General features: G+C 62.6%; 28 protein-coding genes. 16 read left to right on the plus strand and 12 right to left on the minus strand.

Annotation, left to right across the window (positions count from 1 at the left end; genetic code table 11):
- The first annotated feature begins 18 nt into the window (after positions 1 to 18).
- The 5 genes from urtB (at position 19) to AC0L2Y_RS23390 (ending at position 4,802) form a co-directional block, all read left to right on the plus strand.
- Entirely contained in the window at positions 19 to 1,635 is a 1,617-nt protein-coding gene (gene urtB / locus AC0L2Y_RS23370; protein WP_473559756.1) for an urea ABC transporter permease subunit UrtB, read from the plus strand.
- Positions 1,632 to 2,864 carry an urea ABC transporter permease subunit UrtC gene (urtC, locus tag AC0L2Y_RS23375; RefSeq protein ID WP_473559757.1) on the plus strand — a complete coding sequence of 411 codons (1,233 nt, stop codon included), beginning with the start codon at positions 1,632 to 1,634 and terminating at the stop codon, positions 2,862 to 2,864. The genes urtB and urtC overlap by 4 nt, the downstream gene beginning before the upstream one ends.
- A 7-nt stretch (positions 2,865 to 2,871) precedes the next feature.
- Positions 2,872 to 3,618 carry an urea ABC transporter ATP-binding protein UrtD gene (gene urtD / locus AC0L2Y_RS23380; protein WP_473559759.1) on the plus strand — a complete coding sequence of 249 codons (747 nt, stop codon included), beginning with the start codon at positions 2,872 to 2,874 and terminating at the stop codon, positions 3,616 to 3,618.
- A gap of 70 nt (positions 3,619 to 3,688) precedes the next feature.
- The gene (gene urtE / locus AC0L2Y_RS23385; protein WP_352491592.1) at positions 3,689 to 4,384 is read left to right on the plus strand and encodes an urea ABC transporter ATP-binding subunit UrtE; all 696 of its coding nucleotides are present in this window, start codon (positions 3,689 to 3,691) and stop codon (positions 4,382 to 4,384) included.
- A 217-nt stretch (positions 4,385 to 4,601) separates the two neighbouring features.
- Positions 4,602 to 4,802 (plus strand): hypothetical protein, encoded by a 201-nt coding sequence (locus AC0L2Y_RS23390; RefSeq protein WP_352491591.1) that lies wholly within the window; start codon positions 4,602 to 4,604, stop codon positions 4,800 to 4,802.
- A gap of 45 nt (positions 4,803 to 4,847) precedes the next feature.
- Here AC0L2Y_RS23390 and AC0L2Y_RS23395 read toward each other — a convergent pair whose 3' ends face one another.
- From AC0L2Y_RS23395 to AC0L2Y_RS23435, 9 genes are all read right to left on the minus strand, one after another.
- A complete protein-coding gene (locus tag AC0L2Y_RS23395) occupies positions 4,848 to 5,654 on the minus strand; it encodes a DUF72 domain-containing protein (RefSeq protein ID WP_473559761.1) in 807 nt (268 codons plus the stop codon).
- Between the two features lie 28 nt (positions 5,655 to 5,682).
- Positions 5,683 to 6,153 carry a GNAT family N-acetyltransferase gene (locus tag AC0L2Y_RS23400; RefSeq protein WP_473559763.1) on the minus strand — a complete coding sequence of 157 codons (471 nt, stop codon included), beginning with the start codon at positions 6,151 to 6,153 and terminating at the stop codon, positions 5,683 to 5,685.
- Positions 6,150 to 6,560 carry a DUF302 domain-containing protein gene (locus tag AC0L2Y_RS23405; protein ID WP_473559765.1) on the minus strand — a complete coding sequence of 137 codons (411 nt, stop codon included), beginning with the start codon at positions 6,558 to 6,560 and terminating at the stop codon, positions 6,150 to 6,152. Before AC0L2Y_RS23405 ends, AC0L2Y_RS23400 begins: the two co-directional genes overlap by 4 nt.
- Positions 6,560 to 9,481 carry an excinuclease ABC subunit UvrA gene (gene uvrA, locus AC0L2Y_RS23410; protein ID WP_473559766.1) on the minus strand — a complete coding sequence of 974 codons (2,922 nt, stop codon included), beginning with the start codon at positions 9,479 to 9,481 and terminating at the stop codon, positions 6,560 to 6,562. Before uvrA ends, AC0L2Y_RS23405 begins: the two co-directional genes overlap by 1 nt.
- 694 nt (positions 9,482 to 10,175) lie before the next feature.
- Positions 10,176 to 10,469 (minus strand): hypothetical protein, encoded by a 294-nt coding sequence (locus tag AC0L2Y_RS23415; protein WP_352491586.1) that lies wholly within the window; start codon positions 10,467 to 10,469, stop codon positions 10,176 to 10,178.
- 93 nt (positions 10,470 to 10,562) lie between these two features.
- Positions 10,563 to 11,168, minus strand: coding sequence for an ATP-dependent Clp protease proteolytic subunit (locus tag AC0L2Y_RS23420; RefSeq protein ID WP_254817374.1), 606 nt, complete (start codon positions 11,166 to 11,168; stop codon positions 10,563 to 10,565).
- 26 nt (positions 11,169 to 11,194) lie between these two features.
- A complete protein-coding gene (locus AC0L2Y_RS23425) occupies positions 11,195 to 11,719 on the minus strand; it encodes an SRPBCC family protein (RefSeq protein ID WP_473559768.1) in 525 nt (174 codons plus the stop codon).
- Positions 11,716 to 12,030 (minus strand): ArsR/SmtB family transcription factor, encoded by a 315-nt coding sequence (locus tag AC0L2Y_RS23430; RefSeq protein ID WP_352491584.1) that lies wholly within the window; start codon positions 12,028 to 12,030, stop codon positions 11,716 to 11,718. Before AC0L2Y_RS23430 ends, AC0L2Y_RS23425 begins: the two co-directional genes overlap by 4 nt.
- Positions 12,031 to 12,109: 79 nt before the next feature.
- Positions 12,110 to 12,499: a cupin domain-containing protein gene (locus AC0L2Y_RS23435; RefSeq protein WP_473559771.1), complete on the minus strand. Its 390-nt coding sequence runs from the start codon at positions 12,497 to 12,499 to the stop codon at positions 12,110 to 12,112.
- A gap of 209 nt (positions 12,500 to 12,708) precedes the next feature.
- Here AC0L2Y_RS23435 and AC0L2Y_RS23440 point away from each other — a divergent pair, with 209 nt between their 5' ends.
- Both AC0L2Y_RS23440 and AC0L2Y_RS23445 read left to right on the plus strand, forming a co-directional pair.
- A complete protein-coding gene (locus tag AC0L2Y_RS23440; RefSeq protein ID WP_352448761.1) occupies positions 12,709 to 13,221 on the plus strand; it encodes a single-stranded DNA-binding protein in 513 nt (170 codons plus the stop codon).
- A 123-nt stretch (positions 13,222 to 13,344) separates the two neighbouring features.
- Positions 13,345 to 13,770 (plus strand): OsmC family protein, encoded by a 426-nt coding sequence (locus AC0L2Y_RS23445; protein WP_473559773.1) that lies wholly within the window; start codon positions 13,345 to 13,347, stop codon positions 13,768 to 13,770.
- 8 nt (positions 13,771 to 13,778) lie between these two features.
- Here AC0L2Y_RS23445 and AC0L2Y_RS23450 read toward each other — a convergent pair whose 3' ends face one another.
- Both AC0L2Y_RS23450 and AC0L2Y_RS23455 read right to left on the minus strand, forming a co-directional pair.
- On the minus strand, positions 13,779 to 14,408 hold the full coding sequence (locus AC0L2Y_RS23450) for a MarC family protein (protein WP_473559775.1): 630 nt from the start codon (positions 14,406 to 14,408) through the stop codon (positions 13,779 to 13,781).
- 74 nt (positions 14,409 to 14,482) lie between these two features.
- Positions 14,483 to 15,013 carry a hypothetical protein gene (locus tag AC0L2Y_RS23455; protein WP_473559777.1) on the minus strand — a complete coding sequence of 177 codons (531 nt, stop codon included), beginning with the start codon at positions 15,011 to 15,013 and terminating at the stop codon, positions 14,483 to 14,485.
- An 86-nt stretch (positions 15,014 to 15,099) separates the two neighbouring features.
- Between AC0L2Y_RS23455 and AC0L2Y_RS23460 the strand changes: the two genes are divergently transcribed.
- The gene (locus AC0L2Y_RS23460) at positions 15,100 to 15,927 is read left to right on the plus strand and encodes a helix-turn-helix transcriptional regulator (protein WP_473559779.1); all 828 of its coding nucleotides are present in this window, start codon (positions 15,100 to 15,102) and stop codon (positions 15,925 to 15,927) included.
- A 148-nt stretch (positions 15,928 to 16,075) separates the two neighbouring features.
- Positions 16,076 to 18,862, plus strand: a complete 2,787-nt coding sequence (gene gyrA / locus AC0L2Y_RS23465) for a DNA gyrase subunit A (protein ID WP_473559781.1) — start codon at positions 16,076 to 16,078, stop codon at positions 18,860 to 18,862.
- 56 nt (positions 18,863 to 18,918) lie between these two features.
- Here the strand turns inward: gyrA and AC0L2Y_RS23470 are convergent, their stop codons facing one another.
- The gene (locus tag AC0L2Y_RS23470) at positions 18,919 to 19,071 is read right to left on the minus strand and encodes a hypothetical protein (RefSeq protein WP_254817366.1); all 153 of its coding nucleotides are present in this window, start codon (positions 19,069 to 19,071) and stop codon (positions 18,919 to 18,921) included.
- Positions 19,072 to 19,266: 195 nt separating this feature from the next.
- On the opposite strand from AC0L2Y_RS23470, the gene coaD reads away from it, so the two are divergent.
- The 7 genes from coaD to tgt all read left to right on the plus strand — a co-directional run bounded on the left by coaD (position 19,267) and on the right by tgt (position 23,865).
- Complete coding sequence (gene coaD / locus AC0L2Y_RS23475; protein WP_352491576.1) at positions 19,267 to 19,767, plus strand: pantetheine-phosphate adenylyltransferase; 501 nt, start codon at positions 19,267 to 19,269, stop codon at positions 19,765 to 19,767.
- A gap of 75 nt (positions 19,768 to 19,842) precedes the next feature.
- The gene (locus AC0L2Y_RS23480; protein ID WP_473559783.1) at positions 19,843 to 20,433 is read left to right on the plus strand and encodes a peptidylprolyl isomerase; all 591 of its coding nucleotides are present in this window, start codon (positions 19,843 to 19,845) and stop codon (positions 20,431 to 20,433) included.
- Positions 20,434 to 20,461: 28 nt separating this feature from the next.
- Positions 20,462 to 20,974, plus strand: a complete 513-nt coding sequence (locus AC0L2Y_RS23485) for a peptidylprolyl isomerase (RefSeq protein ID WP_254817363.1) — start codon at positions 20,462 to 20,464, stop codon at positions 20,972 to 20,974.
- Positions 20,971 to 21,369, plus strand: a complete 399-nt coding sequence (locus AC0L2Y_RS23490; RefSeq protein ID WP_473559784.1) for a hypothetical protein — start codon at positions 20,971 to 20,973, stop codon at positions 21,367 to 21,369. Before AC0L2Y_RS23485 ends, AC0L2Y_RS23490 begins: the two co-directional genes overlap by 4 nt.
- Positions 21,370 to 21,381: 12 nt before the next feature.
- Positions 21,382 to 22,467, plus strand: coding sequence for a tRNA preQ1(34) S-adenosylmethionine ribosyltransferase-isomerase QueA (gene queA / locus AC0L2Y_RS23495; protein ID WP_473559786.1), 1,086 nt, complete (start codon positions 21,382 to 21,384; stop codon positions 22,465 to 22,467).
- A complete protein-coding gene (locus AC0L2Y_RS23500; protein WP_352491572.1) occupies positions 22,457 to 22,738 on the plus strand; it encodes a hypothetical protein in 282 nt (93 codons plus the stop codon). The genes queA and AC0L2Y_RS23500 overlap by 11 nt, the downstream gene beginning before the upstream one ends.
- The gene (gene tgt / locus AC0L2Y_RS23505) at positions 22,735 to 23,865 is read left to right on the plus strand and encodes a tRNA guanosine(34) transglycosylase Tgt (protein WP_352491571.1); all 1,131 of its coding nucleotides are present in this window, start codon (positions 22,735 to 22,737) and stop codon (positions 23,863 to 23,865) included. Before AC0L2Y_RS23500 ends, tgt begins: the two co-directional genes overlap by 4 nt.
- The last annotated feature ends 12 nt before the right edge of the window (positions 23,866 to 23,877 follow it).

Raw genomic sequence — 23,877 nt, forward strand, 5'->3', positions numbered from 1 at the left:
AACAGCCACCAGAAACCAATGATCTTGATCCGCGCGATTGGCCTGATGCTGCTGCTCCTCCTGGGGACGCTGTCGCCGTCGAACGCCAGCGAAGCCGATCTGCGCGCTGTCATCGCCAAATTCGCCACCGCTGCCAATTTTCCGGCGATCGAAGCCGTGGTGCGCGAGCTTGCGGCATCCGGCGATCCAGCCGTAGAACGGCCGCTTGCCGCGCTTGCGGAGGGCAGCCTTTACGTCCGCAAGGCCGATTCACTGGTCTTTGTCGGCAAGGAGAGCGGCGGCGGCATCGAGCTGCTCGATGCATTCACCGGCGAAAAATCGGGCGAAGCTGCCAAGGCCGACATCACCAAGATCAAGGTCAACAATACGCTGCGCCGCGTTATCCGCGACGCGCTGGGCACGCTGACGCTTGGCTCCAAGGATCCGGCCGTACGCATTGCCGCCGCCGACACAATGTTCAAGACGCCGGACGCGGCGAACATCGAGCCGCTCGACACCGCGATCGCCAATGAGAGCGTGGCAAGCGTCAAGGCGCTGCTCGAACAGGCACGCGCCGCCTCGGTTCTCGTTTCAGACAGGCCGGAGGCCGACAAACTGGCGGCTATCGCGCTTATCGGCGCGCGCGGCGACCGCGATGCGGTGTCGCTGCTCACTTCGGTGGAGGCCAATTCCGAAGGTGCGGTGAAGGACGCGGCGACGGCGGCGATCGCCAACATCAATTCGACGCTGGCGCTGTGGGATGCCGGCCAGAATATCTGGTACGGCATATCGCTCGGATCGGTGCTGCTGCTGGCGGCGATCGGCCTGGCCATCACCTTCGGCGTCATGGGCGTCATCAACATGGCGCATGGCGAGATGGTCATGCTCGGCGCCTATACGACCTTCGTCGTGCAGGAGGTGATCCGCAATTCCTTTCCCGGCCTGTTCGACTGGTCGCTGGTCATTGCCCTGCCGCTGGCCTTCCTGGTAGCGGCGCTCGTCGGCCTTATCATCGAGCGCGGGCTGATCCGCTTCCTCTACGGCCGGCCGCTCGAAACCCTGCTGGCGACCTGGGGTGTTTCGCTGATCCTGCAGCAGGCCGTACGCACCATCTTCGGGCCGACCAACCAGGAGGTCGGCAACCCGTCATGGATGTCCGGCTCGTTCAATATCGGCCAGCTTGCCGTGACATGGAACCGGCTCTGGATCCTGGTATTCGCGCTCGGCGTGTTCGCGGTGCTGCTCTACGTGATGAAACGCACGCCCTGGGGGCTGCAGATGCGTGCCGTCACCGCCAATCGCCGCATGGCCGCCTCGATGGGTATCAGGACGCCTTGGGTCGATGCGCTAACATTTGCACTCGGCTCCGGCATTGCCGGCATCGCCGGTGTCGCGCTCAGCCAGATCGACAACGTCTCGCCCAATCTCGGCCGCGGCTACATCATCGACAGCTTCATGGTCGTCGTCTTCGGCGGTGTCGGCAATCTTTGGGGCACGCTGGTCGGCGCCTTTTCGCTCGGCATCGTCAACAAGTTCCTCGAACCTTATGCGGGAGCGGTGCTCGGCAAGATCGTCGTCCTGGTCCTGATCATCCTGTTCATCCAGAAACGCCCGCGCGGTCTGTTCGCGCTCAAGGGCAGGTCGGTGGAAGCATGATCACGGGACGCTTCTTTGCCGCCGGCGCCGACCGCCGCGTCGCCATCACCATCTTCATCCTGCTGGCGGTTGCCATCATCGTGCCGCTGCTCAATCTTGCGGTCTCGCCGACAAGTGCGTTTTACGTGCCGTCCTATATCGTCGCGCTCACCGGCAAATACCTCTGCTACGCGCTGCTCGCCTTGGCGCTCGATCTCGTCTGGGGCTATTGCGGCATCCTCTCGCTCGGCCATGGCGCTTTCTTTGCGCTCGGCGGCTATGCGATGGGCATGTATCTGATGCGCCAGATCGGCTCGCGCGGCGTCTACGGCAATCCGCTGCTGCCGGATTTCATGGTGTTCCTGAATTACAAGGAATTGCCATGGTTCTGGTATGGTTTCGACCATTTCTGGTTCGCGGCGGTCATGGTGCTTGCGGTGCCCGGCTTGCTCGCCTTCGTCTTCGGCTGGTTCGCCTTCCGCAGCCGCGTTACCGGCGTCTATCTGTCGATCATCACCCAGGCGATGACCTATGCGCTGCTGCTTGCCTTTTTCCGCAACGACATGGGTTTCGGCGGCAATAACGGCCTGACCGATTTCAAGGACATTTTAGGCTTCAACGTGCAGGCCGACATGACGCGCTCGGCGCTGTTCGCGGCCAGCGCCATCATGCTGGCGCTCGCCGTCTTCGTCACCTGGGCAATCGTCGGATCCAAGTACGGCAAGCTTTTGATGGCGGTGCGCGATGCCGAGAGCCGCACACGCTTCCTCGGCTGGCGGGCGGAGAACGTCAAACTGTTCGCCTTCACCGTGTCGGCGGTGATGGCCGGCATCGCCGGTGCGCTTTACGTGCCGCAGGTCGGCATCATCAACCCTGGCGAATTCGAGCCGTCCAATTCGATCGAGGTGGTGGTGTGGGCGGCCGTCGGCGGGCGCGGCACCATCGTCGGACCGATCATCGGCGCGCTTCTGGTCAATGCCGGTAAATCCTGTTTCACCGGCGTGCTGCCGGAATTCTGGCTGTTTGCGCTGGGCGGACTATTTGTCGCCGTCACGCTGTTCCTGCCCAAGGGCATCATCGGCATGTGGGATTCCTGGCGGGGCAACGCCAAGGCGCTGCGGGCGGCCTCCGTCGCCGAGGAAGCTGGCATCGATCCCGATGCGCCGGTGCCGCCGAAAACCGACCGCTCGGCGGCGAGAAGGCCGGGCGACTGGTCGGCCTCCGGCGCCGAACCGCAGCCGGCGGAGTGATGGCCTGATGTCGAAGAGCAACACCATCCTCTATCTCGACGGCGTGTCGGTTTCCTTCGACGGGTTTCGCGCCATCAACAACCTTTCGATGGTGCTCGACAAAGGCGAGATGCGGGCGATCATCGGCCCCAATGGCGCCGGAAAGACGACGATGATGGACATCGTCACCGGCAAGACGCGGCCCGATGCTGGCGAGGTTTTCTTCAACGGTGAGGTCGACTTGACCAAACACGACGAGGCCGAAATCGCCATGATGGGCATCGGCCGTAAATTCCAGAAGCCGACCGTCTTCGAAAGCCACACGATCGAGGACAATCTGATGCTGGCGCTGAAAGGCCCGCGCTCGATCTTCCCGGCACTGTTCCATCGTCGCTCGGCCGCGGACGTGCGGCACATCGACGACATTCTCGGGATCATCCGGCTTGGCGACAAGCGTGACGAGCTCGCCGCCAATCTGAGCCACGGCCAAAAGCAATGGCTCGAGATCGGCATGCTTCTGGCGCAGGATCCGAAGCTGCTGCTGGTCGACGAACCGGTTGCCGGCATGACCGACGCCGAGACCGAGGAAACCGCGCGGCTGCTCAGGGACATCGCGCGCGACCATTCGGTCATCGTCGTCGAGCACGACATGCATTTCGTGCGCGAGCTCGGCGTCAAGGTTACCTGCCTGCACGAAGGCTCGGTGCTTTCCGAGGGCAGCCTCGACTTCGTTTCGGCCGACGAACGTGTCGTCGAAGTCTATCTGGGGAGATAAGCATGGTCTGGCGCGTTCCGTTCCATCATTTCGACCTTTCGTTCTTCACGCGTTGGAGAAAGCGCTGACCATGCTTGAAGTCTCCAATGCCACGCTGCACTACGGCGCTGCCCAAGCGCTGCGCGGCGTCTCGCTGAAGGCCGGCGCCGGCAAGATCACCTGCGTGCTCGGCCGCAACGGCGTCGGCAAGACCAGTTTGATGAGATCGATCGTCGGCCATCATCGGCTGACGAGCGGAAGCGTTGCCTTCGAGGGGAAGGCGCTCGACCGGAGCGCGGCGTATGATCGCGCCCGGTCGGGCATCGCATTCGTGCCGCAGGGCAGGGAGATATTTCCGCTGCTTACGGTGCGGGAAAACCTCGAATCGGGTTTTGCGCCGTTGAAGCGCTCCGATCGCAACATTCCCGGTCACGTCTTCGAATTGTTTCCGGTGCTGAAGCAGATGCTCGCGCGCCGTGGCGGTGACCTTTCCGGCGGCCAGCAGCAGCAGCTTGCCATCGGCAGGGCGCTGGTGATGCGGCCGAAACTGCTGGTGCTCGACGAGCCGACCGAAGGCATCCAGCCGTCGATCATCAAGGATATCGGCCGCGCCGTCCGCTATCTGCGCGACCAGGCCGGTATCGCCGTGCTTTTGGTCGAACAATATCTCGATTTCTGCCGGGAATTGGCCGACGAGGTCAACATCATGGACCGCGGCCAGATCGTCCATACCGGCCCCGCCGAGGATCTCGACCGTGCGGACGTCCGCAAATTCCTGACTGTCTGAATTCTTATTGATTCCATTACTTTGCAACTCTGGCGCGCTGCAGATTGCGTGCTAGATTTTGCTTGGCCTTGGTGAGTCGGCCGCTTTCCGTACCAGTTTCAACTTGGCAGATCAGGGGAAGGCGCGGCCCGCGTCGGCACGCTTGCGCGCAAGCCGTTCCCTTCCAGCGATCTGTTGTCGTCCAACATTTCGGGTGCTTGGGAGCCAGGGCCAGTCGATGGAGCGCTATGTCGAGGACTACCAGAAACGACGGCTCACGGAGCGCGTCGACATCCTAACAGCCATCAACATTCTGAAATCGCAGGGGTATGAACACGACGAACTCATCGCGGAGATCACCAAGGTCTTCTATGTCGATCTCGATGCTTTCAATGAGATCGTCAGGGTTGATCGGCGTCCGGACGAACGCGCCGCATAGCCGGTAGTTTCGGACCCTGCCAGGCGGACCACCGACAGCGAGGCGTCAGCCGGCGACCCGCTTCATCAGCGCGATGGCGCCGAATGGAGCGCGGACCTTGCCCTCTGTGATGAAGTAGACGAACACATCGCGTGGCTTGACCGGCGCGTCGGTTGAAGGATCGGCGCGCGGCAGATCGGCCGGCACCTTGCCTTCCGCCCAAGTCTTGGCGCGGGCCGCCCATTCGTCGAGCGCCTTTCGCGTGTAGCAATCGGGATTATCGTCGCTGCCGGTCTGCAGCCGCGCATAGATGAAATCGCCAGTAGCGTCGGCAATCCCCGGATATTTGGCGTGGTCGGCATAGACGATGGCGGCCTTGTGCTTTCGCGCCAAGGCGGCGAATTCCGGCACGATGAAGCTGTCGTTGCGCACCTCGATCGCGTGGCGCAGCGCAACGCCGTCCTGCTTTTCCGGCAACAGCTTGAGGAAGGCCTCGAAGTCGTCCGGGTCGAATCTCTTGGTCGGCGCGAACTGCCACAGAATCGGCCCGAGCTTGTCGCCAAGTGCCGCGACGCCCGACCCGAGGAAGCGCATAATCGATTCCCCGGCCTCGCCAAGCACGCGGCGGTTGGTGACGAAGCGGTTGCCCTTCAGCGAATAGACGAAACCATCCGGCGCCTCGTTCGCCCATTTGACGAAGGTCGGTTCCTTGAAGCTCGAATAATAGGTGCCGTTGACCTCGATAGTGGGCACCTGCCGGCTGGCATAATGCAGTTGCTTGGCCTTCGACAATTTGTCCGGGTAGAAGGACGTGTCCCACGGCTCGAAGGTCCAGCCGCCCATGCCGGCGCGGATTGTTCCTGATTGAGTCATAGTCGTCCTCCCGGTTTTCAGAAAAGGATCACGCGATGGTGGTCGTCTCGATGGCTTTCGCCATGTCGACGACCGTCCATCCTGGCCGATATGGATTGGGCCGGCGACCCGTTTCGCGAAAGCCGTAGGCCTTATACAACGAAACGTTCCGTTCCATTCTGGAATTGGTGTAGAGTCGGATTTCAGGCAAGCTCCACAGGCGCGTCTGTCGCTCGGCCCCGTCGAGCAGCCCGATCCCGAAACCCTTGCCCTGAAAGGCGGGCGCAACGGCGACGCTGAAGATCATTGTATGGTCCGCATGTCGTTCGAGAACGATCAGGCCGGCCGTCTGTCCATCCTGCTCCGAAAGCCAGACCTCGCCGCGGTGGATGCGCGGCGCATAATCCTCGGTGACGGGGATCGGCGGCGCTCCGAACAGGGCAGTGTAGGGCGCGTAGGCGTCGGTGGTGAGCGAGATCACCGTGGGGAGATCATCGGCCCGAGCGGCTCTCATGATCAAAACTGGCCCGCGCCGGCAGCGGCCGCAATCACGTTGTCCATGCCCGCCGCTATCGCGGCGACGGCATTGCAGCTGGCGTCGCCCAAGCCGTGGCGCTCAGCGAGCCAGTGCGCGTCATTGTAGGAGAGCCAGACCTTGCCTTGCTCGTCCTCCCAGGCCAGTGCCTTGACCGGCAGATCGATGCCGGCAAGCTGCCGGTCCTGCATCAGCGGCGTGCCGCCTTTCGGATTGCCGAAAATCAGGAGCTGGGTTGGACGCAGTGATGCTTCGACGCTGCGCGCGCCGCCGGCGTGATCGATGCGGGCGAAGACCAGCAATCCAGCACGTTCCACAGTCTCGACCAGGCGATCGATCGTTTCGGCCACGCCGAAACGGCTTTGGACCGTGATGAGACCGTTCTTTGCCATCACTCCGCCGCTTCGCGCTTGCCTCCGGGGCGCCGCTCCAGCAATTCCCTCAGGAACTGCCCGGTATAGCTGCGCTTTTCGCGAACGATGTCCTCAGGCGTGCCGGACGCCACCAGCTCGCCGCCGCCGTCACCACCTTCGGGGCCAAGATCGAGAACCCAGTCAGCAGTCTTGATCACCTCTAGATTGTGCTCGATGACGACGACCGTGTTGCCCTGGTCGACCAGCTCGTGCAGCACTTCAAGCAGCTTGGCGACGTCGTGGAAATGCAGGCCGGTGGTTGGCTCATCGAGAATGTAGAGCGTCTTGCCCGTCGCCTTGCGCGACAGTTCCTTGGCGAGCTTGATGCGCTGCGCCTCGCCGCCCGACAAAGTCGTTGCCTGCTGGCCAACATGGATGTAGCCGAGGCCGACCCGCTTGAGCGTCTCCAGCTTGTCGCGCACGCCGGGCACGGCGGCGAAGAAATCGACGCCTTCCTCGACCGTCATGTCGAGAACGTCGGCGATCGACTTGCCCTTGAACAGGACGTCCAGTGTCTCGCGGTTGTAACGCTTGCCGTGGCAGACGTCGCAGGTGACGTAGACGTCGGGCAGGAAGTGCATCTCGATCTTGATGACGCCGTCGCCCTGGCAGGCCTCGCAGCGGCCGCCCTTGACGTTGAACGAGAAGCGGCCCGGCTGGTAGCCGCGCGCCTTGGCCTCCGGCAGGCCGGCAAACCAGTCGCGGATCGGCGTGAAGGCGCCGGTATAGGTGGCAGGGTTGGAGCGCGGGGTGCGCCCGATCGGCGACTGGTCGATGTCGATGACCTTGTCGAGGAATTCCAGCCCCTCGATGCGGTCGTGCTCGGCCGGATGCTCGCGCGAGCCCATGATGCGGCGCGACGCCGCCTTGAACAGGGTCTCGATCAGGAAGGTCGACTTGCCGCCGCCGGACACGCCGGTGACGGCGGTAAACGTGCCGAGCGGGATTTCGGCGGTGACGTTCTTTAGATTGTTGCCGCGCGCGCCGACGACCTTCAGCCGGCGGTTCTTCTTGGCCTCGCGCCGAACGGCTGGCGTCGCCACTTCGAGCTCGCCCGACAGATACTTGCCGGTGATCGAAGCGGGCGTCGCCATGATCTGCTGCGGCGTGCCCTGGGCGATGATGTGGCCGCCATGAATGCCGGCAGCCGGGCCGATATCGACGACATAGTCGGCGTGCAGGATGGCGTCCTCGTCGTGCTCGACGACGATGACCGTGTTGCCGATGTCGCGCAGATGCTTCAGCGTATCGAGCAGGCGGGCATTGTCGCGCTGGTGCAGACCGATCGACGGCTCGTCCAGCACGTAAAGTACGCCGGTCAGGCCGGAGCCGATCTGCGAGGCAAGACGGATGCGCTGGCTCTCGCCGCCTGAAAGCGTGCCGGAGTTGCGCGACAGCGTCAGATAGTCGAGACCGACATCGTTGAGGAAGCGCAGCCGCTCGCGGATTTCCTTGAGCACGCGCACCGCAATCTCGTTCTGCTTGTCGTTGAGCGAAGCGGGCAGATCGGTGAACCACTGGTCGGCCTTGCGGATCGACAGCTCGGTGACCTCGCCAATGTGCTTGCCGGCGATCTTGACCGCGAGCGCCTCGGGCTTCAGCCGATAGCCGCGGCAGGCCGGGCAGGGCGTGGCCGACATGAAGCGCTCGATCTCCTCGCGCATCCAGGCGGATTCGGTTTCCTTCCAGCGGCGCTCGAGGTTGGGGATGACGCCCTCGAAGGTTTTCGTCGTCTTGTAGGAGCGCAGGCCGTCATCGTAGTGGAAGGTGATTTCGCGCTCGCCGGTGCCGTGCAGGACGGCTTGCTTTGCCTCGTCGCTCAAATCCTTGAACTTGTCGCCGAGCTTGAAGCCATAGGCAACGCCCAGCGCTTCCAGCGTTTGCGCATAATAGGGCGAGGTCGACTTCGCCCACGGGCTGACGGCGCCCGCGCGCAGCGAGACATTCTCGTCGGGCACGACCAGGCTGGCATCGATGGCGCGCTGGCTGCCGAGCCCGTCGCAGGTCGGGCAGGCGCCGAACGGATTGTTGAAGGAGAACAGCCTGGGCTCGATCTCGGGAATGGTGAAACCGGATACCGGGCAGGCGAACTTTTCCGAGAACAGCATGCGTTCATGTGTCTCGTTCTTCGATTTGTTGACCGAATCCTCGCCGGTCTGGCTGGCGCCAAGCGGCCTGTCGGCAAATTCCGCTACCGCCAGTCCGTCGGCCAGCTTCAGCGCGGTCTCGATGGAATCGGCGAGCCGCGTCGCGAGATCGCCGCGCACCACGATGCGGTCGACGACAACGTCGATGTCATGCTTGTACTTCTTGTCCAGCGCCGGCACGTCGGCGATCTCGTAGAAGACGCCATCGACCTTGACGCGCTGAAACCCCTTCTTCTGCAGCTCCAGCAGTTCCTTGCGGTACTCGCCTTTGCGGCCGCGCACCATCGGCGCCAGGATGAACAGCCGGGTGCCTTCCTCGACCGCAAGCACCCGGTCGACCATCTGCGAGACCGTCTGGCTCTCGATCGGCAAGCCGGTGGCCGGTGAATAGGGTACGCCGACGCGGGCGAACAAAAGCCGCATATAGTCATAGATCTCGGTGACGGTGCCGACCGTCGAACGTGGGTTCTTCGAGGTGGTCTTCTGCTCGATGGAGATCGCTGGCGACAGGCCGTCGATCTGGTCGACGTCCGGCTTCTGCATCATTTCGAGGAATTGCCGTGCATAGGCCGACAGGCTCTCGACATAGCGGCGCTGGCCCTCGGCGTAGATGGTGTCGAAGGCAAGCGACGACTTGCCAGACCCCGACAGGCCGGTCATGACGATCAGGCTGTCACGCGGCAGGTCGAGATCGACATTCTTCAGATTGTGTTCGCGTGCCCCGCGAATAGAGAGATATTTATGGTCGGCCATCGCCGGTCGCCGCCTCAGAATCTGGAATTCGTGGGATGGGCGGGTTTTCCCGACCATCCCCTATGTAGGCAATTTCGCCGCCTTTTCGAGAGACGCCACAACTCTCGACTAAAGCGTTTAACCGCCTTTCGCGCGAACGGGCAAGCGGAAAGAACAAAGGCCGAACACGCTCCTGACAAAAGCTGCCCGTACAGCCGGCTTCACAAAGCGTCTCGCGATCACATTTTTCGGTAACCGGCTATTCAAGGTTGACGTCCCTGCGTCACGGGGGCAGACTCCAGACGTCAACGAAGCCGGCCGTCTTTCGATGGCCTCGCGGCCTGGGGCTAGCCTGCGAGACGCCGCGGGTTATGCGATGAGCGCTTCGACGACAGTCGCAACGAACAGAAGGAGAGCAGAGGCATGACTCCACCGGATAGTTCCTTGAGGCTCCACGTGTCGCTGGAGCCGCGGCAGGTATAAGTGACCAGGTCAGGCGTTTTGCGCTACCTGCCAACGTTGACTTGCCGATCCCCACAACAATCAGAGACTGCTAGTCGGATCGTCGGCTGAACGCCGCGAAGCATCCGAAATGAAAAGCCGGCATGAAACTCCCGGCAATTTGGATTTCAGATCCAAGAAGCCCCGTCAGCTGCACAAGCAATGGCGGGGCTGTTCGTTTGAAGCGCACATTTGTGGTGCATACCAGGCGAGCTTACCGGCTGGGGGGCCTGATCCCGCCGGTAGCGACATCGATGGTTATGCTACCGGAAATCCGAACGTCGGTATCGCCGATCTTGAACGTGCCGTTGCCGCTGCTGGGAAGCGCCTCGTCGGGCTCGGGCTGCGGGGCTGGCCCCGCGATGCGATAATCGCTGGTCACACCGGGCAGGGCGCCCTTTTGCGAGGACGTCGAATTATCTTGGGCAAGTGCCGCGCCGACCAACATGTTCGTGCCCACAATGGCGGCAATGGCAAGGCATAGGCTGGATGAACGGCTGGCGGTCATCACCTGACTATAGTGCGGCGATAGCGCCGAAGCCAGACCGGCGGCGCTGAAAGTTGCCAGCCCTCATGTCGCTCAGTTCGGTTCGAAGGTGCTTCATGCGGCCTGCTTGCGAGTGTCGAAAACATGGTCGACGAGGCCCCAATCCTTGGCCTCCTGCGCAGTCATGAAAAAGTCGCGGTCGAGCGTGCGTTCCACTTCTTCGTAGGTGCGGCCGCAATGGTGGGCGTAAAGATCGGTCATGCGCCGCTTGGTGCGAAGGATGCCCTCGGCATGGCGCTGGATATCGGAGGCTTGGCCCTGGAAGCCGCCGAGAGGCTGGTGCAGCACGATGCTGGTGTTGGGTAGCGCGATGCGCCGCCCCGGTGTGCCGGCCATCAAAAGGAACGAGGCCATCGAGGCGGCGAAACCCATACAAACGGTGGAGACCGGGCAGCTGATATACTGCATCGTATCGTAGATGGCGAAACCGCTGGTCACCACGCCGCCCGGCGAGTTGATGTAGAGCGAGACCTCCTTGTCGGGGTTGTCGGATTCCAGCGACAGAAGCTGGGCGCAGACCAGCGCCGAGGTGCCATCATCGATCGGCCCGTTGATGAAGACGATGCGCTCGCGTAGCAGCCGCGAAAATATGTCGAAGGCACGTTCGCCGCGGCTCGACTGCTCGATCACCATCGGCACCAAATTGGCAAGGCCGCTCATTATTTTTCTCCGTAGGCTGATCGGGTTCAGGCCGCGCGCAGAAGGAGGCGCGGGGTGTTTGCGGCGATCTGCTTGTGCTTGAGAGTGCGCGCTTCAAACGAAAGCCGGCAACCGGCGCATGCTATCGCGATCTCCGGCACTGCTGCCCGAGCAAAACCATCATGGACGATGCGCAGATGCGTGCCGCCGGAAACGGTGCGGTCGAGCGTAAAGGTGACGATGCTGTCCACTGGGCTGTCGTTCATTGGGCTGTCCAGGGGGCTGCCGGGCGGCACCTGCGTATCGCCGGGCGCCGGCCGCTCCCGCCAGGAGTAGCGCAGCAGCCGTCCGGGATCCGCGTCGAGGATTTCGCACTCGATCGGCGCATTCGGCGCTTTAAAGGCAAAGCGGTTGCCGATTTCGGGCTTGATGTCGTTCGGCATCATCCAGGCCGCGAGCAGATCCGGCACCGTCAGCGCCCTCCACACTTTTTCCGGCGGCTCGGGCAGTTCGCACTCGAACTCGATCTTGTCTACGGCCATTTCCGCGCGTTCTTTGCCTCGGCTGGTCATTGGTCCATGTCCTTCAACACCGTCTTGAGCCTTTCGATGCGCTCTGGCCAGAACGCACGGTAGCGTTCGATCCAGCCGAGCAGCGGCGCAAGCCCCTTCGGATCGACGCGGTAATAGGCGTTGCGGCCGGCCCGCCGCTCGACGACGAGGCCGGCGCCGCGCAGCACGGCGAGATGCTGCGATACCGCCGGCTGCGATACCGGCATGCCAGTGCGCAGTTCCGACACCGTCATCTCGCCGTCGGCGAGCCGCTCATAGACGGCGCGACGCGTTGGATCGGCCAGTGCCCGAAAAATCTCTGCTTCGATCATTCCGAAAGCATAAGTCTATACTTATCGGTTTGGCAAGCCGCTTTTTAAGACAGGCGGTGTTTTTACGACGGGCGCGATTTTACAAAGGCGTCGGAAGCCAGCGTCTCACCATGTCTGGAGATCCGCTAAACGTCGCCTCGAAAACGGGTGACGCGAGCACGGCATGGATATGAAGCAGTTCGGAGCCGACGTTCCGGAAGCCATGTTGCCTGAGCGCGGCAACAACAAGCGACTGTCCGGCAGTCAAGACGAGATGCTCATCATCGATCCACATCTCGGCCCTGCCGGCGATGACGGTAAGCACTTCCTCGACCGGGTGCCAATGTGTCGGGGCGCCAACCGTGGGTTCGACCCATTGTTCAAATATGCAAAGTTGAGTTGCGCCGTTGCAGGCCGAGACATGCATGCGGGTCTTTACTCCCGCCCGCCATTCTTCTTGCGGCTGATCGTCATGCTCGACCATCTTCATTGAGTTCGCCTCGATCTCAGGGTTCGTGGAAATTCGACGCCAGGACACTACTTGTTACTGACATCTATTGACAGTGCAGGGCCTTTAACTTAGAACGAATAGAGAACAAAAACCTTGTGGGAAAAGGCAGCCACAGCAGGCAGGGATTATCCATAGCCTGTAAGGTGCAGCGACAAAAATTTGGTTTCGGATGAGCGCGGAGAAGTGTCATGGCGGGTAGCGTCAACAAGGTCATTCTGGTGGGCAACCTCGGGGCGGACCCTGAAATCCGCCGCCTGAATTCGGGTGACCCGGTCGTCAACATCCGCATCGCAACGTCGGAAAGCTGGCGCGACAAGACATCCGGAGAGCGCAAGGAAAAGACCGAGTGGCACAATGTCGTGATCTTCAACGACCAGATCGCCAAGGTGGCCGAGCAGTATCTGAAGAAGGGCATGAAGGTCTATGTCGAGGGCCAGCTGCAGACGCGCAAATGGCAAGACCAGACCGGCAATGACCGCTATACGACCGAAATCGTGTTGCAGAAATTCCGCGGCGAGCTGCAGATGCTCGATGCGCGCGGCGAGGGCGGCGGCCAGGTCGGCAACTATGCTGGTGGTGGTGCGAGCCGCGGTTCCGATTTCGGCCAGTCCGGCCCGGGCGAAAGTTTCAATCGCGGTGGCGCCAACAAGGGTGGCGGCGGTGGTTCGTCGCGCGAGCTGGACGACGAAATTCCGTTCTGATTTCTCGGGGCAGACTGCCCTTGCGGCGAAAAGCGCCGGCATCTTGGCCACGAAATGGCGTCCCGAAAATCTGTCTTGGATTTTCGGGACGTTGTGCGTTTGAGCGGTGAAAGGACGTATCAGTTGAAAGCAAGGGTCAAATGGGTCGAGGAGCGCACTTTCATTGGCGAGTCCGCCAGTGGGCACAAGCTGGTGCTAGGCACTGCGTTTGGGCCGGAGGGCAAGACACCGGGGCCGAGCCCAATGGAACTGGTGCTGATCGGCACCGGCGGCTGCTCGGCCTATGACGTGGTCCATATCCTGGAAAAGGGGCGCGAGGCAGTTGAAGATTGTGTGGTCGAACTCGATGCCGACCGTGCAGAAGCCGATCCCAAGGTGTTCACCCGCATCCACATGCATTTTGTCGTCAAGGGCCGGGCGCTGTCACACGACAAGGTGAAGCGGGCAATCGGGCTTTCGATCGAGAAATACTGCTCGGCCTCGGCAATGATGGCCAAGACTGCCGAGATTACCCACGACTTCGAAGTCATTGAAACGACGGCGACGTAGGGCAGCTCCTAAGTCGCCATCAGCGCCTTGATGCCGTCGGCGACGAACTGTACGGCGAGCGCCGCCAGGATGACGCCGAGCAGCCGCGTCAGGATCGAACGGCCGGTTTGCCCGAGGATACGGTCGATGCGCTCTGACAGCACGAACACGAGGTAGGTGATGGCGAGGCAGATGGCGATGATGCCGACAAGGGCTGTCTGCGCGCCCAAACCCTGAAACGAGCTTGAGAGCAGGACGGTCGCCGAAATCGCGCCGGGACCGGCAATAAGCGGGATCGCCAGCGGAAAGGCGGCGATGTTGTGGATCATGTCCCTGGTGATGGCGACGTCGCCGATCTTCTCCTTGCGGTCCTGCCGGCGCTCGAACACCATTTCGAAGGCGATGAAGAACAGCAGAAAGCCGCCGGCGACGCGGAAGGCCGGCAGGGTGATGCCGAAGACTGACAGGATCGACGCGCCGGCGATTGCGAACAACGCCACCACCAGGAAGGCGATGACCGAGGCGCGCACGGAGACCTGGTTGCGTTCCTCGCGGTTCATGCCGCGGGTCACGGCGAGGAAGAGCGGCGCCAGGCCGGGCGGATCGATCGTCACAAGTATGGTGACGAAGGCGTTGAACAGGCTGTCGAAGCTCGGCATGCTGACCCTCCCCGCCGGCAATGCCGGATATCGGGATTGGTAGAGCAAAGCGGAGCCAGTGGAAACCGTGCGGATCACGGGCTCGCGGCGCGCCGCGCCAGGAACTCGACTTCGAGACGCCAGGTGGCGCCGTCGTCCTGTGAGCGTTCGCCCAGCCAGCGGAACGAATTTTCGGTGATGCGCGAAAAGCTCCAGCGCACAGCAGATCCGGTGCCGTCTGCGCCTTGCTGGATAATGGTGTCGCCCTCGGCACGGCCGAGCTGGCGGCTGTAGTACTGGCTGCGCGGATCGCTCCAGAAGATGTGCCAGGCGTCGACGTCGGGGTCGTAGACGCGCAAAGTCGTGCCATAAAAGGTCCATTTGCCGAGCGACGGCGAGGCGCCGGCGTCACGGGCGGGCAGGATCCATACGTCCTGGATCGCGCGGCCTTCGAGCACCCAGCCGAAATGCACCTCGCCGCGCCCGGTCGGCACCTGGCCGTCCTCGAGATGGCGCGTGGCGTCGAACGTCCAGGCGCCGACGAAGCGGCCGTAAAGGTTCAGTTTCTCGGCAAGGGCCGGTACGGGTCCATCGCTGTGCAGGGCCTTGGCAAAGGAATTGGACATGGCTTCGCTCTCATCTTGTCAGGAGACCGGCAAGCATAGAGGCCGACAGGGGTTCTGCGCTTGGGAAAAATTGCTATATTTCGGCGATGGCGACGAGCGCGCACAGGCTGGCGTCGGGCCGAGGCTGGCAGGTGTCGGATGTTATCTGCACCGCCAGCGCCGCCGACAGGCCATTCGAGGAGGAGCATCGGGATTTCTGCATTGCCGCCGTAACCAGCGGCACCTTCCGCTATCGTGCGCGCCAGGGCACGGCGATGCTGGCGCCGGGCGCGCTCCTGCTCGGCAATCCCGGCACATGCTATGAATGCGGGCATGAGCATGGCGCTGGCGACCGCTGCCTCTCCTTCCATTTCGGACCGGCCTATATGGAGCGGATCGTCGCCGACGTGCCGGGCGCGAAGACGCTCGATTTCGGCAGGCCACGCCTGCCGCCCTTGCCGGCGCTGGTGCCGCTGCTCGCCGACGCGGAGGCGGCGCGCGAGATGGCCGACACCGGCGCGTTCGAGGAACTCGCCCTGCGCATTGCTGGTGCAGCGGTGACAGCGGCTTACGGCGCCACGGAAGGACAAAGCGCGCCGAGCCGTCGTGACCAGAAGCGTGTTGCCGAAGCGGTGCGGCGCATCGAACTCGATGCCGACCGGCCGATCTCGCTTGCCGAACTCGCCGACGAGACCGCTACCAGCCCCTACCATTTCCTGCGCACCTTCCGGCACGTCGCCGGCATGACGCCCTACCAGTTCCTGCTGAGAGCGCGGCTGCACAGGGCAGCCGTGCGGCTGCGGACCTCGGATCAGACGATTTCGGCGATCGCCTTTGCAGCGGGATTCAACGATCTATCAACCTTCAATCGTCGTTTCCGGCGGCTGATGGGCGAGGCGCCAGGTACTTATCGCGCCCGCCGGCGATGCCCGTGAAAGGGTGCCACGGCCATATCGTCGCAATTGGTTTATCCTTTTGAATTTGCCGCTAAAAACCACACTGGAAAACTGCCGCGATTGTTGGAGTTTCGGGCCGGCTTCCTATATAAGCACCAAGTGATTCCTGATTAGATTGTGATCCGATTTGACCGACCAAAAGACACCGCGCGGCGCCGACGGCGGCCCCACCGGCATCGAGCCGATATCCATCATTGAGGAGATGCAGCGCTCCTATCTCGATTACGCCATGAGCGTGATCGTCAGCCGTGCGCTGCCGGACGTGCGCGACGGCCTCAAACCGGTGCATCGCCGCATCCTCTACGCCGCCTATGAGAGCGGCTATCACTGGAACCGCAAATATGTGAAATCGGCACGCCCGGTCGCCGACGTGATGGGTAAATACCATCCGCACGGCGACGCCTCGATCTACGACGCTTTGGTGCGCATGGCACAGGATTGGTCGCTGCGCGTGCCGCTGATCGACGGGCAGGGCAATTTCGGCTCGATCGACGGCGATCCGCCGGCGGCGATGCGCTACACGGAATCGCGGCTGACCAAGGTCGCGCACGAGTTGCTGGAAGACATCGACAAGGACACCGTCGATTTCCAGGACACTTACGATGCGTCGGGCAGCGAACCGAAAGTCCTGCCGGCGCGCTTTCCGAACCTGTTGGTCAACGGCTCCGGCGGTATCGCCGTCGGCATGGCCACCAACATCCCGCCGCACAATCTGGGCGAGGTCTGCAACGGCGCCATTGCCCTCATCGACAATCCGGCGATCGACCTTCCGGCACTGATGGAGATCATTCCGGGGCCAGATTTCCCGACCGGCGGCATCGTGCTTGGCCGTTCCGGCATCTACAGCGCCTATTCGACCGGCCGCGGCTCCATCGTCATGCGCGGCCGCGTCAACGTCGAGGCGCGCGGCAACGACCGTGAATCGATCGTCATCACCGAGGTTCCCTATCAGGTGAACAAGGCGTCGATGATCGAGAAGATGGCCGAACTGGTGCGCGACAAGCGCATCGAAGGCATTTCCGACATTCGCGACGAGAGCGACCGCCAGGGCTACCGCGTCGTCATCGAACTGAAGCGCGACGCGGTCGCCGATGTCATCCTCAACCAGCTCTACCGCTTCACGCCGCTGCAGACGTCGTTCGGCGCCAACATGGTGGCGCTGAACGGCGGCAAGCCGGAATTGCTGACGCTGACCGACATGCTGAAGGCGTTCGTCGCCTTCCGTGAAGAGGTGATCAGCCGGCGCACGAAATTCCTGCTGCGCAAGGCGCGCGACCGTGCCCATGTGCTGGTCGGCCTTGCCATCGCCGTTGCCAACATCGATGAAGTCATCAAGCTGATCCGCACGGCGCCGGACCCGCAGACGGCGCGCGAGCAGTTGATGGAGCGTCGCTGGCCTTCGGGCGACGTGGAATCGCTGATTCTGTTGATCGACGATCCGCGCCATCGCATCAACGAGGACGGAACCTACAATCTCTCTGAGGAGCAGGCCCGCGCCATCCTCGAACTGCGCCTGCAGCGCCTGACCGCGCTCGGCCGCGACGAGATCGCCGACGAGCTGAATACGATCGGCGACGAGATCAAGGATTACCTGGACATCCTGTCGTCCCGCGCCCGCATCCAGCAGATCGTCAAGGACGAACTCATCGCCGTGCGCGACGAATTCGGCACGCCGCGCCGCACCGAGCTCGCCGAGGGCGGGGCGGACATGGAAGACGAGGATCTGATCCAGCGCGAGGACATGGTCGTCACGGTCAGCCATTCCGGCTACATCAAGCGCGTACCGTTGTCGCTCTACCGGGCGCAGCGCCGCGGCGGCAAGGGCCGCTCCGGCATGTCGACCAAGGAAGAGGATTTCGTCACCCGGCTGTTCGTCGCCAACACGCACACGCCGGTGCTGTTCTTCTCCTCGCGCGGCATCGTCTACAAGGAAAAGGTCTGGCGCCTGCCGATCGGCAACCCGCAATCGCGCGGCAAGGCGTTGATCAATATGCTGCCGCTCGAACAGGGCGAGCGCATAACCACCATCATGCCGCTGCCGGAGGACGAGACGAGTTGGGGCGAGCTCGACGTCATGTTTGCCACCACGCGCGGCACCGTGCGCCGCAACAAGCTTTCGGACTTCGTCCAGGTCAACCGCAACGGCAAGATTGCCATGAAGCTGGACGAGGAAGGCGACGAGATCCTCGGCGTCGAGACCTGCACCGACAACGACGACGTGCTTTTGACGGCAAGTTCCGGCCAGTGCATCCGCTTTCCGGTCAGCGACGTACGCGTCTTCCAGAGCCGCAATTCGGTCGGCGTGCGCGGCATTGCGATGGCCGATGGCGACCGGGTGATCTCGATGGCGGTGATCGAGCATGTCGATGCGCCGCCGGCCGAGCGTGCCGCCTACCTTAAGCGGGTGGTGGCCGAACGCCGGCTCGCTGCCGACATCGCGGCCGGCGAGGAGGAAGAAATCCAGCTCACCAATGAAGAGGTCGGCGAAGAGGCGGAGCTTTCCGACGAGCGCTATGAATTCCTCAAGGCGCATGAGCAGTTCGTGCTGACGGTGACGGAATATGGCTACGGCAAGCGTTCGTCGTCCTACGATTTCCGCCTGACCGGTCGCGGCGGCAAGGGTATCCGCGCCACCGATGTCTCGAAAACGGCCGAAATCGGCCGTCTGGTGGCGACCTTCCCGGTCGGCAATGACGATCAGATCATGCTGGTTTCGGATGGCGGCACCGTTATCCGCGTCCCGGTGAACGGCATTCGTTTCGCCAGCCGCGCCACCAAGGGCGTTACCATTTTCAATACCGCAGAGGGCGAGAAGGTCGTTTCGGTGGAGCGAATTTCAGAACCGCAAGCGGATGAAGAGATCGAAGAGAGTGTCGATGCCGAAGGTGGGGAGCCTGATACTACCGTCGAGTGAGTTTGCCACGACGGCGCCAGCCCTGTGGGCCGGCGTTGTCAAGAAACCCGGGCAATCTAGAAGTGGCGATAAGGCTTGCGGTTGCCGAAGCCTTCGAACCGCTTGGTATTGGCCTTGGCGCGGACGCGCTGTGCTTCCTGATGCAACCCGAATACGGTAGCGATCAGCATGGCGACGGTCATTGCGGTGGCGAGCATGTAGATCAGCATGTGCGTGTTCTCCTGCGCCTAACAACGATTAGATGGGTGTTTGGTTTCATCTTCTGCAGCTGCGACTTAGTGAACCCTGCGTGAAGCCGTTGTGAGCGGCACATTCATCTGTCGTTCACGTCGCCAAAACGTTCATGGGGCGGGCCTGCCTATCGGATTTGCCTTTAGGGGAGAGGCTCGCTAGAAGCACCTGCCATGACCGAACGCATCGCCCTTTATGCCGGCTCTTTCGACCCGCTGACCAACGGCCATCTCGACGTGCTGAAGGCGTCGCTGGCCGTGGCGGATACCATCTATGCGGCGATCGGCATCCATCCCGGCAAGAAGCCGCTGTTTTCCTTCGAGGAACGGGTCGATCTGATCGAAACGGCCGCGAAGGCGGAATTCGGCAGCGACGGTGCGCGTATCAAAGTAGTCGCCTTCGACGGGCTGGTCATCGACGCGGCCAGGAAGCATGGCGCCTCGATCATAATCCGCGGCCTGCGCGACGGCACCGATCTCGACTATGAGATGCAGATGGCCGGCATGAACGAGACCATGGCGCCGCAGCTGCAAACGGTTTTCCTGCCCGCCAGCCCCTCGGTGCGCACCATTACCGCCACACTTGTGCGCCAAATAGCTTCGATGGGAGGCGACATCCGCCCCTTCGTGCCGGCGGCCGTGGCCGGCGCGCTCACCGCCAAATTCGCGAAATAAATGCATGTCGCCCAAAAGTGGAACCCGGCTTTGGGTAACGACATGCATGAACGAAGATAGTCGGAGAAAGATCCCATGCAGCTGAAAAAGCTTGCCTTCTTGCTTGCCGTGCTTGCCGGTCTTGTGACCGCATCCGTGTCGGCGTTTGCCGCCGATCCGGAAAACACCATAATCGTAACGCTGAAGGACGGCGACGTGACCATCGCGCTGAGGCCCGACCTTGCGCCGAAGCACGTCGCGCAGATCAAAAAGCTGGTGCGCCAGGGCGCCTACGACAACGTCGCCTTTCACCGCGTCATCGACGGCTTCATGGCGCAGACCGGCGACGTCAAGTTCGGCAACATGAAGAGCGGCTTCAATGCCGACGCCGTCGGCACCGGCGGCTCCGATCTTCCCGACCTGCCGGCCGAATTCTCCAGCACCGAGCACTACCAGCGCGGCGTGGTCGGCATGGCCCGCTCCGACGATCCGAATTCCGCCAATTCGCAATTCTTCATCATGTTCGCGCCGGCACCGCCGCTCGACGGCCAGTACACCATCGTCGGCAATGTCGTCAGCGGCATGGAGCTGGTGGACCACATCAAGAAAGGCGAAGCGGCGCAGAACGGGACGGTGACCGACCCCGATCGCATGATCAAGGTGCGCATCGCCGCCGACGGCAAGTAACCCCAAGTTTCAAAAGGATATTTCTGACATGGCCGAAATCAAGGACCGCGAGAACGCGCTTATCATGGATACGACCAAAGGCAAGGTCGTCATCGAATTGTTTCCAGATCTGGCGCCCGGCCATGTGGGCCGTATCAAGGAGCTGGCGCGCGAAGGCGCCTATGACGGCGTGGTCTTCCACCGCGTCATCGACGGCTTCATGGCGCAGACCGGCGACGTCAAGTTTGGCAATTCCAACAAGCCGTCTTTCGCGCCGTCGCGCGCCGGCACTGGCGGTTCCGACAAACCCGATCTGAAGGCAGAGTTCTCCAATGCCAACCATGGCCGCGGCACCTGCTCGATGGCCCGCTCGCAGAACCCGAACTCGGCCAATTCGCAGTTCTTCATCTGCTTCGACGATGCCGCTTTCCTCAACCGCCAATACACGGTATGGGGCCAGGTCATCGAAGGCATGGACAATGTCGACAAGATCAAGCGCGGCGAACCGGTGCAGGATCCCGACAAGATCGTGTCGCTCAAGGTCGCGGCCGACGTGAAATGACCGGCCGGGTTGTCGCGGCCATCGCATTTGTGCTCGTCGCGGCGGCCACTCCGGCGCTGGCGACGGAATCGATCGTCTGCAGCGCCGACGGCGGCGCGGCATCGATCGATGTTTTGATGGGACACACGGCCGTCATTGCGGTGGCGCGTGTGTGGCTGGATGCCGGCGGCAAGACATGGACCACGGACGGCCAGCCGGGTTCAACGAAAGTCATCGTCGGACAGGCATTCGAAGACGACGACCGTATGCTGATCGATCTCACTGATGAGGGCCTCAGCTCGATCATCGCCAGATTGCGGCTGGTCAAGGCCAGTGAGCAGTCCAGTTTCGCGATGGGCGGTACGCTGAGCATAGACGGTGTCGGCGCTTGGGCGGTGACCTGCCCGGAACCTTGAGGCGGGGATTTCTTGCGCGTCGATCTTTTCGATTTCGATCTGCCGGACGAGCGCATCGCGCTTCGCCCAGCCGAGCCGCGCGACAGCGCCAGGATGCTGGTGGTCAGGCCGGGTGAGGGGCTCGAGGACCGGACGGTGCGCGACCTGCCGTCCCTGCTCAAGGCCGGTGATGTGCTGGTCTTCAACGACACCAAAGTTATTCCGGCGCAGCTGAAGGGCATCAGGCGGCGCGGCGAGGCGGCGGCGCAGGTCGAAGCCACGCTGCATATGCGGACGGCGCCCGACCGCTGGCTCGCCTTCATGCGCCCGGGCAAGCGCGTCACCGCCGGCGATCGCATCCATTTCGGTCATGACGCCAATTCCTGCTTTCTCGGCCAGCTCGACGCGACCGTGATCGAGAAGGGGGAAGGTGGCGAGGTGCTGCTCGGCTTCGACCTGTCAGGTCCGTTCCTCGACGAAGCGCTGCACGCCGTCGGGCATATCCCGCTGCCGCCCTATATCGCCTCCAAGCGTGACGACGACGAACGCGACCGCCGTGATTACCAGACCATTTATGCCAGGGAGGAGGGCGCCGTGGCCGCGCCGACGGCAGGGCTGCATTTCACGCCGGAGCTGTTTGCGACGCTCGACGCCAAGGGCATCGAGCGCCGTTTCGTCACGCTGCATGTCGGCGCCGGCACGTTTTTGCCGGTGAAAGCGGATGACACCGCCAACCACAAGATGCACGCCGAAACCGGCTCGGTCAGCCCGGAAACCGCCGAGGCGCTGAATGCTGCGAAAGCAAGAGGAAGGCGCATTATCGCTGTCGGCACGACATCGCTGCGCTTGTTAGAGAGCGCGGCTGGCGATGACGGCAGGCTGGCCGCGTGGTCGGGCCCGACCGACATCTTCATCACGCCCGGCTACCGCTTCAAGACCGCCGATATGCTGATGACCAATTTCCATCTGCCGCGTTCGACGCTGTTCATGCTTGTTTCGGCCTTCTGCGGTTTGCAGACGATGCGCGCCGCCTATGGGCATGCGATCGAGAACCGCTACAGGTTCTATTCCTATGGAGACGCAAGTCTTCTGTTCAGGGAGGATAATGATGGACGATGACCTGGAAACCTTCGACCGCGAAGCCTTGATCGCCGAGGTCAGGAAACTGCGCGCCGGCATCCGCCAACACCGCGACGCCACCGGCCATGATCTGTGCTGGCATCATCCCGACCTGTGGTCGCTTTTGCCCGAAAAGACGGAGCCGGCGATTGCCGTGCCGCCGTGGCCAAAATTCATGCGCGGCTGCATCCGCTACCGGCAATCACTCGACAAGCAGGCTCCAGATGCGCCGGTATTCGACAAGGAGTTCGATGGCCAGGGAATTCAATGACTGCCGCATTCACCTTTAACGTGCTGGCGACCGACGGCAGGGCGCGGCGTGGCGCAATCACCATGCCGCGCGGGGAAATCCGCACGCCCGCCTTCATGCCGGTCGGCACGGGCGGCACGGTGAAGGCCATGTATATGGATCAGGTGCGCGGCGTCGGCTCGGACATCATCCTCGGCAATACCTACCACCTGATGCTGAGACCCGGCGCAGAGCGCGTGGCGCGGCTCGGCGGCCTGCATGAATTCGCCCGCTGGCCGTATCCGATCTTGACCGACAGCGGCGGCTTCCAGGTGATGTCGCTGTCGAAGCTGCGGAAACTGACCGAGATCGGCGTGACCTTTCGCTCGCATATCGACGGCGGCGCCTACGAGATGTCGCCGGAGCGTTCCATCGAAATCCAGGGGTTGCTCGATTCCGACATCCAGATGCAGCTCGACGAATGCACGGCGCTGCCGGCCAAGCAGAACGAGATCGAGCGTGCCATGGAGTTGTCGCTGCGCTGGGCCGAGCGTTGCAAGACGGCATTCGGCGAGCAGCCCGGCAAGGCGATGTTCGGCATTGTGCAAGGCGGCGACGTGCCGGATCTGCGGTTGCGCTCGGCGCAGGCGCTGAAGGCAATGGAGCTGAAGGGCTATGCGATCGGCGGGCTGGCCGTCGGCGAGCCGCAAGCGGTGATGCTGGAGATGCTCGACATCACTTGCCCGGAGCTGCCGGCTGACCGGCCGCGCTACCTGATGGGTGTCGGCACGCCGGACGATATCTTGAAGTCGGTGGCGCGCGGTATCGACATGTTCGACTGCGTGATGCCGACGCGGGCAGGGCGGCATGGCCTTGCCTATACACGGCGCGGCAAGGTCAATCTGCGCAACGCTCGCCATGCCGACGATCCGCGCCCGCTCGATGAGGAAAGCGACTGCCCGGCCGCACGCGACTATTCGCGGGCCTATTTGCACCATCTGGTGCGCTCGCAGGAGTCGCTTGGCGCCATGCTGCTGACTTGGAACAATCTGTCCTATTACCAGCAGCTGATGCAGGACATCCGTGCCGCGATCGTGGCGCAGACCTTCGAGGCGCGCGCGGCGGAGATATCAGAGGGCTGGGCGCGGGGCGATATTCCGGCCGTCTAGCGCGTCCCTGCG

This window comes from Mesorhizobium sp. WSM4830 (genome assembly GCF_055811495.1).

Bases quoted from the DNA above. Each gene is read 5' to 3' on its own strand.
- urtB (WP_473559756.1), top strand. From the start codon at position 19: ATGATCTTGATCCGCGCGATTGGCCTGATGCTGCTGCTCCTCCTGGGG.
- urtC (WP_473559757.1), top strand. From the start codon at position 1,632: ATGATCACGGGACGCTTCTTTGCCGCCGGCGCCGACCGCCGCGTCGCC.
- urtD (WP_473559759.1), top strand. From the start codon at position 2,872: ATGTCGAAGAGCAACACCATCCTCTATCTCGACGGCGTGTCGGTTTCC.
- urtE (WP_352491592.1), top strand. From the start codon at position 3,689: ATGCTTGAAGTCTCCAATGCCACGCTGCACTACGGCGCTGCCCAAGCG.
- AC0L2Y_RS23390 (WP_352491591.1), top strand. From the start codon at position 4,602: ATGGAGCGCTATGTCGAGGACTACCAGAAACGACGGCTCACGGAGCGC.
- AC0L2Y_RS23395 (WP_473559761.1), bottom strand. From the start codon at position 5,654: ATGACTCAATCAGGAACAATCCGCGCCGGCATGGGCGGCTGGACCTTC.
- AC0L2Y_RS23405 (WP_473559765.1), bottom strand. From the start codon at position 6,560: ATGGCAAAGAACGGTCTCATCACGGTCCAAAGCCGTTTCGGCGTGGCC.
- uvrA (WP_473559766.1), bottom strand. From the start codon at position 9,481: ATGGCCGACCATAAATATCTCTCTATTCGCGGGGCACGCGAACACAAT.
- AC0L2Y_RS23415 (WP_352491586.1), bottom strand. From the start codon at position 10,469: ATGACCGCCAGCCGTTCATCCAGCCTATGCCTTGCCATTGCCGCCATT.
- AC0L2Y_RS23420 (WP_254817374.1), bottom strand. From the start codon at position 11,168: ATGAGCGGCCTTGCCAATTTGGTGCCGATGGTGATCGAGCAGTCGAGC.
- AC0L2Y_RS23425 (WP_473559768.1), bottom strand. From the start codon at position 11,719: ATGACCAGCCGAGGCAAAGAACGCGCGGAAATGGCCGTAGACAAGATC.
- AC0L2Y_RS23430 (WP_352491584.1), bottom strand. From the start codon at position 12,030: ATGATCGAAGCAGAGATTTTTCGGGCACTGGCCGATCCAACGCGTCGC.
- AC0L2Y_RS23435 (WP_473559771.1), bottom strand. From the start codon at position 12,499: ATGAAGATGGTCGAGCATGACGATCAGCCGCAAGAAGAATGGCGGGCG.
- AC0L2Y_RS23440 (WP_352448761.1), top strand. From the start codon at position 12,709: ATGGCGGGTAGCGTCAACAAGGTCATTCTGGTGGGCAACCTCGGGGCG.
- AC0L2Y_RS23450 (WP_473559775.1), bottom strand. From the start codon at position 14,408: ATGCCGAGCTTCGACAGCCTGTTCAACGCCTTCGTCACCATACTTGTG.
- AC0L2Y_RS23455 (WP_473559777.1), bottom strand. From the start codon at position 15,013: ATGTCCAATTCCTTTGCCAAGGCCCTGCACAGCGATGGACCCGTACCG.
- AC0L2Y_RS23460 (WP_473559779.1), top strand. From the start codon at position 15,100: ATGGCGACGAGCGCGCACAGGCTGGCGTCGGGCCGAGGCTGGCAGGTG.
- AC0L2Y_RS23470 (WP_254817366.1), bottom strand. From the start codon at position 19,071: ATGCTGATCTACATGCTCGCCACCGCAATGACCGTCGCCATGCTGATC.
- coaD (WP_352491576.1), top strand. From the start codon at position 19,267: ATGACCGAACGCATCGCCCTTTATGCCGGCTCTTTCGACCCGCTGACC.
- AC0L2Y_RS23480 (WP_473559783.1), top strand. From the start codon at position 19,843: ATGCAGCTGAAAAAGCTTGCCTTCTTGCTTGCCGTGCTTGCCGGTCTT.
- AC0L2Y_RS23485 (WP_254817363.1), top strand. From the start codon at position 20,462: ATGGCCGAAATCAAGGACCGCGAGAACGCGCTTATCATGGATACGACC.
- AC0L2Y_RS23490 (WP_473559784.1), top strand. From the start codon at position 20,971: ATGACCGGCCGGGTTGTCGCGGCCATCGCATTTGTGCTCGTCGCGGCG.
- AC0L2Y_RS23500 (WP_352491572.1), top strand. From the start codon at position 22,457: ATGGACGATGACCTGGAAACCTTCGACCGCGAAGCCTTGATCGCCGAG.
- tgt (WP_352491571.1), top strand. From the start codon at position 22,735: ATGACTGCCGCATTCACCTTTAACGTGCTGGCGACCGACGGCAGGGCG.